Source organism: Acinetobacter sp. FY683 (genome assembly GCF_059515885.1).
In genome coordinates this window covers 37,861-44,964 of the sequence record NZ_JCAKNA010000022.1, presented here as the reverse complement: position 1 = coordinate 44,964, position 7,104 = coordinate 37,861, and the positions used below count along the sequence as shown (strand labels likewise).

The 7,104-nt window shown below is 35.3% G+C and carries 6 protein-coding genes, 1 rRNA gene and 1 pseudogene; 5 read left to right on the top strand and 3 right to left on the bottom strand.

Going from position 1 to position 7,104, the window contains the following annotated elements; genetic code table 11:
• The first annotated feature begins 3 nt into the window (after positions 1-3).
• The 3 genes from rrf to AC5YDH_RS11375 all read left to right on the top strand — a co-directional run bounded on the left by rrf (position 4) and on the right by AC5YDH_RS11375 (position 1,014).
• Positions 4-118 (top strand): 5S ribosomal RNA (gene rrf / locus AC5YDH_RS11385).
• Positions 119-282: 164 nt separating this feature from the next.
• Complete coding sequence (locus tag AC5YDH_RS11380; protein ID WP_496119604.1) at positions 283-654, top strand: immunity protein Imm33 domain-containing protein; 372 nt, start codon at positions 283-285, stop codon at positions 652-654.
• A 3-nt stretch (positions 655-657) separates the two neighbouring features.
• The gene (locus tag AC5YDH_RS11375) at positions 658-1,014 is read left to right on the top strand and encodes a hypothetical protein (RefSeq protein ID WP_496119602.1); all 357 of its coding nucleotides are present in this window, start codon (positions 658-660) and stop codon (positions 1,012-1,014) included.
• A gap of 107 nt (positions 1,015-1,121) precedes the next feature.
• Here AC5YDH_RS11375 and AC5YDH_RS11370 read toward each other — a convergent pair whose 3' ends face one another.
• Entirely contained in the window at positions 1,122-1,826 is a 705-nt protein-coding gene (locus AC5YDH_RS11370; protein WP_496119600.1) for a glutamine amidotransferase, read from the bottom strand.
• 144 nt (positions 1,827-1,970) lie between these two features.
• On the opposite strand from AC5YDH_RS11370, the gene AC5YDH_RS11365 reads away from it, so the two are divergent.
• A complete protein-coding gene (locus AC5YDH_RS11365; protein WP_496119598.1) occupies positions 1,971-2,918 on the top strand; it encodes an IS30 family transposase in 948 nt (315 codons plus the stop codon).
• Between the two features lie 116 nt (positions 2,919-3,034).
• Here the strand turns inward: AC5YDH_RS11365 and exaC are convergent, their stop codons facing one another.
• Positions 3,035-4,546 carry an acetaldehyde dehydrogenase ExaC gene (gene exaC / locus AC5YDH_RS11360; RefSeq protein WP_496119596.1) on the bottom strand — a complete coding sequence of 504 codons (1,512 nt, stop codon included), beginning with the start codon at positions 4,544-4,546 and terminating at the stop codon, positions 3,035-3,037.
• Positions 4,547-4,855: 309 nt separating this feature from the next.
• Between exaC and AC5YDH_RS11355 the strand changes: the two genes are divergently transcribed.
• Positions 4,856-6,049: an AfsR/SARP family transcriptional regulator gene (locus tag AC5YDH_RS11355; protein WP_496119594.1), complete on the top strand. Its 1,194-nt coding sequence runs from the start codon at positions 4,856-4,858 to the stop codon at positions 6,047-6,049.
• 56 nt (positions 6,050-6,105) lie between these two features.
• On the opposite strand, the pseudogene AC5YDH_RS11350 reads toward AC5YDH_RS11355, so the two are convergent.
• Positions 6,106-7,081, bottom strand: a pseudogene (locus tag AC5YDH_RS11350) (alpha/beta hydrolase).
• Between the last annotated feature and the right edge of the window lie 23 nt (positions 7,082-7,104).

The following is a 7,104-nucleotide window of genomic DNA, read 5'->3' as shown; positions in this document are numbered from 1 at the left end:
TGTGCTGGCGACAATAGCAAGAGTGAACCACCTGATCCCTTCCCGAACTCAGAAGTGAAACCTCTTAGCGCTGATGGTAGTGTGGGGTTACCCATGTGAGAGTAAGTCATCGCCAGCTCATTAATTCGAAACACCCCCTTAGCTTAATGCCTAAGGGGGTGTTTTTTTATATGTGAAAAAGAAAAAGAAAAAGTAATGAAATGAAATTAAATAATAAAAATAATTGGAAAATATTCTATTTAAGTTAAGCTAGGTACAACTATTTATCACTGTATTTATCTTATGGCTAAAATCTCGCAACAAGCTTCAGCATTGGCTGAACTAATCTTAGAACAGAAGCTTTTATGTGAGGAGTTTGGCTCTATCTATATTGAAGTTAGTGGTGATGATGTCATTGCTGTCGCAGTTCAAACACTAAATAAAGACCCATTAGTTGGTATCCGTAAACAGCCTACAACTGACGAAAATGTGAGTTGGTATATTTATGGTGGTGAGCTAGAAGAGGGTATTGATAATTTTGAAACGATGACGGTTCGTGAATTACAAGATATTGCTCCTGACGTTCTTCCATATTTAGCTTTAGATGTAGGCTTTCGTTTTATGATTGATGGTGATGATTATGAGGATGTATGGAAAGAAGGTGACGAGGCATAATATATGAAACTTTATAGTAAGTTTCTTATAATCATATTGAGTTGTTTTGCATCGTTAACGTATGCAGAACAACTGACGCAAGTTAAATATGATGCTTTGCTCAGTCAATACATGAAAATTATTCAAGATACAAAAGTGGTTTTAGATTCAGATGATACACAAGCAACTTTCTCTGAACAAAATAAAGCATTTTGCGAGCGTATTATTGCCTATCAAAATATTAAAAGGATATCGGAAGATAATAGACAATTAGAAAATGCTTCAACAATGCTATTAGCTGCAAATTATTACTTAGAGCGCCAAAGTAAAAGTTTGGAGCTTGATGGGTTTACTAGGAATTCATTTTGCAAAACAAAATAGCCTAAGTAATTTGAAGCTTTGTTAAAAAATCAAATTTTTATTTATAGAGTTGAATTTAAAATAAAAGATTTAAGTTTTAGCTTAGATCTTTTATTTTGTATTAATCATTAATTTGTTAAAGATATCATATAGTTTTTAATAATTTGATTTGCTACAAATTCGAGTTGTGGCGCAAACTTTCGATTATCTTCTCTTAGTTTTTGAATATTGATCTCTCTTTGCTTTAATTCACAAGTATGTCCAATGAGCCATTTTTCCATACTATCTCTTGATGCTTCAATATGAAATTGTAAGGCAAGGATATGTTTGTTTATAGAAAAAGCTTGATGTGGATATACCTCAGTACCAGCAAGTAACTGAGCATTCACTGGTAGATCAAAAGTATCACCATGCCAATGAAGAACTTCAATATTTTGTAATGGTGCAAGAGGGTTATTAATTTCATTGTTCAATTGAAGTTTAGACCATCCAATTTCTATTTGACTACCTGTATAAACTTTGGAATTTAAAGCAGCTGCGATAAGTTGAGCACCTAAACAGATTCCAATAGTCGGTAGATTTTTTTCCAAACGAACTTTTAGTAAGTCTATTTCATTTTGTAGGAATGGATAATCTGAAACATCATTTACACCAATAGGACCACCTAAAATAATGGTTAAACCTTGATGTTCGAAAGCTTTATTTAAATTTTCAACTCCAGCTTCAAAATAACGTACACGAAAACCAAGTTGATAAAAAGTATCTTCAAGAGAACCTAGGTCTTCAAAAGCTACGTGTTGAATGACGTAGATTGTATCTGGGAAATTTGACATAAATTTAATTTTATTGAGTGGTAGAAAAGGCGCTATTTATTATATCTTAGATTCTCAAATGAAGTGCAACAGAGATTAAATTATTGGAAGGAGGTAAGATGAGCTAGCATTTTGCTTCCGACCGACCAAAGTCAAAGTTGCATTATGAACTACACTCATCTTACCCAAGAAGAAAGATATCAGATATATACATTATTACGTGAAGGTTTTTCTAAACGGTATATCGCTTGGAGACTGAATCGCTCACCTTCAACTATATCTAGAGAAATTAAACGTAATCGAGCAAGAAATAGTTACTTCGCTAAACACGCCAATACACTCGCTCGGAGACGCCATTGTTCCAATCCTAAAAGAATCCCTTATGAAACGTGGGCACAAGTCATCTCTTGTCTTAGTCTTCAATGGAGCCCTGAACAGATCGCTTCTCGTGTTTCAGTCAGTTTGCATGCAATTTATCGCTTCATTCGGCAGGATAAAAATAAGGGGGGTACACTCTTTCACAACCTACGTTTCAGAAATCAAAGAAAGAGGAAATACGGCTCTCCTGAAACCCGTGGTCAGCTAAGTCATCGTAGAAGCATTCATGATAGACCTATTGAGATTGAGCATCGGACTCGCTTTGGTGATCTGGAAATAGACACGATTGTGGGTAAGAACCATCAGCAATCACTGGTCTCGATTGTAGATCGCAAGACAGGTTATTTATGGCTGAAAAAGTGTAGTTCACGCAAGGCAGAAGAAATTTGCCAAACAACTATCCGCTTACTTGAGCCAATCAAAGATCAGCTCAAGACGATCACCGCAGATAATGGTAAGGAGTTCAGTCTGCATGAGTATGCAGCTCAAGAATTAGAAATCGACTGGTATTTTGCTGATCCTTATAGTGCTTGGCAACGAGGTACAAATGAGAAGACCAATGGTCTAATCAGGCAATATATTAAAAAAGGGAGTGATTTAAATACCTATACGGATGAATATATCTCAGAAATCACTCAACGTTTGAATCATCGCCCAAGAAAAAGACTCGGCTTTAAAAGTCCGAGTCAGGTATTATGCCAACAACATGGTGTTGCACTTCAAATGCTAATCTAAGTATTTTAAAAACAGATTCCTAATGTATTAAATCATTTTATTTTAAAGATGTAGATTGAGAAAGGAATCACTTGCAGGTATGAAGCCTGCAAGTGAAGATCTAAAGTTAATTAAAATCAGAAGAAACCAGCAGGTTTTGTTGAATAACTTACGAGTAAGTTTTTAGTTTGCTGATAATGATCTAGCATCATTTTATGATTTTCACGACCAATTCCTGATTTTTTATAACCACCAAATGCGGCATGGGCAGGGTACATGTGATAACAGTTTGTCCATACACGTCCAGCTTGAATAGCGCGACCAGCACGATATGATGTATGGGCCGAACGAGACCAAACACCGGCACCTAGACCATAAATGGTGTCATTGGCAATTTTGATTGCCTCATCAAAGTCTTTAAAGGTTGTAACAGCAAGTACAGGTCCAAAAATTTCTTCTTGGAACGTACGCATATTATTTGTACCTTTGAAAATTGTTGGTTCAATATAAAAGCCTTCACCGACTTCATGACGTGCTTCACCGCCAGTAAGAACTTGTGCACCTTCTGCACGACCAGTTGCAATACATCCTAAGATTTTGTCTTGCTGTTCTTGAGATGCCTGTGCACCAATCATCGTCGTTGTATCTAAAGGATGACCTGTTTTAATACGTTTAACGCGCTCAATAGCTTTTTCAAGGAATTGATCTGCAATGCTTTCCTGCACTAAAGCACGTGATGGGCATGTGCAAATTTCACCTTGGTTTAAGGCAAACATCGCAAACCCTTCTAATGCTTTATCAAGATAATCATCATCACGATCCATGATGTCTTCAAAGAATAAGTTTGGAGATTTACCGCCTAACTCTAAAGTGACTGGAATGATATTCTCTGTTGCATATTGCATAATGAGTTGTCCAACAGCGGTTGAACCTGTAAATGCAATTTTTGCAATACGTGGATTGGTGGCTAATGGGCGACCTACTTCAGCACCATAACCATTCACAATATTGAGAACGCCAGGGGGTAAAATATCTTGAATAAGTTCAGCAAGAACTAAAATACTAACAGGTGTTTGCTCAGCAGGTTTTAGAACAATACAGTTACCTGCAGCAAGTGCTGGTGCAAGTTTCCAAGCGGCCATTAGAATAGGGAAATTCCAAGGAATAATTTGTCCTACAACACCTAAAGGTTCATGGAAATGATATGCGATGGTATCTTCATCAATCTCTGAGATTCCACCTTCTTGAGCACGAATACAACCTGCAAAATATCTGAAGTGGTCAATACATAGTGGAATGTCAGCAGCTAAGGTTTCACGAATAGGCTTACCGTTATCCCATGTTTCGGCAACAGCAAGTAGTTCTAAGTTTTCTTCTAAACGATCTGCAATTTTTAATAAAATATTAGAGCGTGTTGTCGGGGAAGATGCATTCCATTTAGCTTTAGCTGCATGTGCTGCATCTAAAGCGAGTTCAATATCCTCTACAGAAGAGCGAGGAGCTTTGGTGAATACCTGTCCATTTACGGGAGAAATGTTGTCAAAGTATTGTCCTTTTACAGGAGCTACCCATTTTCCACCAATAAAGTTTTCATACTGAGATTTAAATTGTACTTTTGAACCGTCTGTATTTGGATCTGCATAGCGCATAACAATTTCCTTTTTGTTTATCGATGAACTATCGAAGTTATGAATAGATTTTTTCCATATTTATTAAGATTAGAATGAAAAAGGTTGGAAAAAGGTTGGATTCACACTAAGCTAAAATATATAGGCATTTAAATTTTGTCTATGCCGATTAGATGAAACTTATATTTAATTATATTGACGAAATGTCACAATAAAAGAGAAGACAAAGCGCAAAAACTATAGTTAATTATAGGAATGGAAGTCGTTCAACAATACAAATAATAAAAATAGAACGTAAATAATGACTGTCTATATAAAAGGAACATGTAGATGATGGAAATTCAGAGTTTGATAAAAAAGAGACAAGAAATTGAACGGTTAAGACAAGGTAGTACGTTGTCATTAGAACATGCAAGTCAGCTTGAACAAAGTATCATTAGCTCTTGGCATCGTTCCGAATCAGCATTAATTCCTTCTGACCGCACAGCAGCGCCATTAGTGAATCAGGTCTCTAATCATCATGTGAAAAAGGCACCATCTGCTAAGTTAAAAAGTGCACTTCGAATTTGTGAGGATGAACTTAAACATGTTGCAGATCAATCTTCTATGGTACTTGCTGTTGGGGATATCGGAAGTACGATTATTTGGAGTGCTGCAAGTAAGCAAATGCAGTCTGCTGCAGAACAGGTGCATTTTGTAGAAGGTGGTCAATGGCGAGAAGACTTAGTCGGTACGAATGCTTTAGCTTTAACCTTAAAAACTCAAAAGTCGAGTTGTGTTTTTTCTAATGAGCACTATATGGAGTCTATACAAGATTGGGTTTGTTACGCAGCACCCGTGGTCGATCCATCTACTCAAAAAATATTAGGTGTTATTGATTTATCTACGGTATGGGAAAAGCATAATAGTCTAGGTTTGCTTGCTGCGGAGCGTTGTGCATCTATTATTCAGCATGCCTTATTGGATTTAGGACAGCAAAATATTTATATACGTGGTTTTTCATCTCCCCAAATTTTAGTGAATGGTCGGGTGATGGTTTTAACTCCTAGACAGATTGAAATTATCTGTATTTTAGCATTATGTCCTACGGGCTTAAATTTAGAACAATTACATCAGGCATTATATGGCGAAAGAAAAATTAGTATGGGTACATTAAAGGCGGAAATGTCACAAATTAAAGATTTATTTGGTGAGCTTGTTATTTCACGCCCATATCGAATACAAGCGAATATTGATGCCGATTTTCTACAAATCGAAAATGCCTTAGATGCTGGATATTTAGAAGAAGCATTAAAACAATTTAGCGGAACTTTTTTAGCAAAAACAGAAAGTCCATTTTTGTGTACATGGCGTGATTGTATTGAATCACGTTTGAGCGAAGCAATTTTCAAAGCACAAAACACAGATATTTTGCTTAAACATTTGGCGCATTATCCTGAGGCTGTGGATGCTTTGGAGCGTTTAATTGAACTTGTACCAAATGATCATCCTGTACATCAAAAAATACTAAAATATCAAAACTAAGTTTTAAAACTGTATATAAATTGAAATATATTAGATATAAATCAAATATTTGTAGCTTAGGGGATTTTCACATTAAGCCATTTGAATAATTGTGTATAAACATTTTTACGTACAGGTTGTGTAGATAAAACTAAATCATGCAGACCATTTTTAATTTCACATAATTGCACATTGCCGTGAAAGCGCGATGCCCATTTTTCAATATCTTTTACGTTTAATATTATGTCACTATTTTGAGCATCAATATTCCATTGTTTAGGATGTTTACTTTGATGTGAATACATAACTAATGTTGGAATACTCAAATAAATACCATCATGAATTTGCTTTTGAGCTTCATAAATTGCATGGACAAAGCCTAAATATACACAAGGATAATTTTCTTTTTTCCACTCTAGATTAAAATTCCATTCACCATACATACTGATGTGTAAACTTGGAACATACAAAGAGTTTAGGCCACTTGGAAATTTTATATTTGGAAATGCTTTCCCCATTTTAGCAAGAATGGGGATTCCAATATTTTTTTCTAAATTTGATTTATTAAAGTCATAAAAAGGGCTATTTACCCAAAGTGCTTTAATTAACGGATGATAAGGATGTTTATTTAGCGGCATATAAGGTCGTGATTAATCCACCAGTAGAGTGTCCTGCTAATAAAACATTTTGATTGCCTTCAGAAGCAATAATGTCTAAAGCTTTGGTAATTTCTTCATTATATTCTGACAGATTTTTCACATCATAAAATTGCTGATGAGATAAATGTGAACGACCATATTTGCGTAAATCGAGAGCGTAGAAATTAAAATTTTGTTTATTAAATTTCTCAGCCATTTCTTTTTGAAAGAAATAATCGATAAATCCATGAATATAGAGGACTGCTTTCTTACATGGTTTATTCGTTAATTTACGAACTAACGTGGCAATGACTTTGCCATCATTGTCATCAGCGCAATTAATATCGGTACATTTATAGCTTTTACCAAGAATATCTGGACGATATTGAATATTTTGTTTTGTTGGTTTTGGCATTACATTCCTTTGTAAAAATACCT

Coding starts and splice junctions, on each gene's coding strand:
- AC5YDH_RS11380 (WP_496119604.1), top strand. CDS start 283: ATGGCTAAAATCTCGCAACAAGCTTCAGCATTGGCTGAACTAATCTTA.
- AC5YDH_RS11375 (WP_496119602.1), top strand. CDS start 658: ATGAAACTTTATAGTAAGTTTCTTATAATCATATTGAGTTGTTTTGCA.
- AC5YDH_RS11370 (WP_496119600.1), bottom strand. CDS start 1,826: ATGTCAAATTTCCCAGATACAATCTACGTCATTCAACACGTAGCTTTT.
- AC5YDH_RS11365 (WP_496119598.1), top strand. CDS start 1,971: ATGAACTACACTCATCTTACCCAAGAAGAAAGATATCAGATATATACA.
- exaC (WP_496119596.1), bottom strand. CDS start 4,546: ATGCGCTATGCAGATCCAAATACAGACGGTTCAAAAGTACAATTTAAA.
- AC5YDH_RS11355 (WP_496119594.1), top strand. CDS start 4,856: ATGATGGAAATTCAGAGTTTGATAAAAAAGAGACAAGAAATTGAACGG.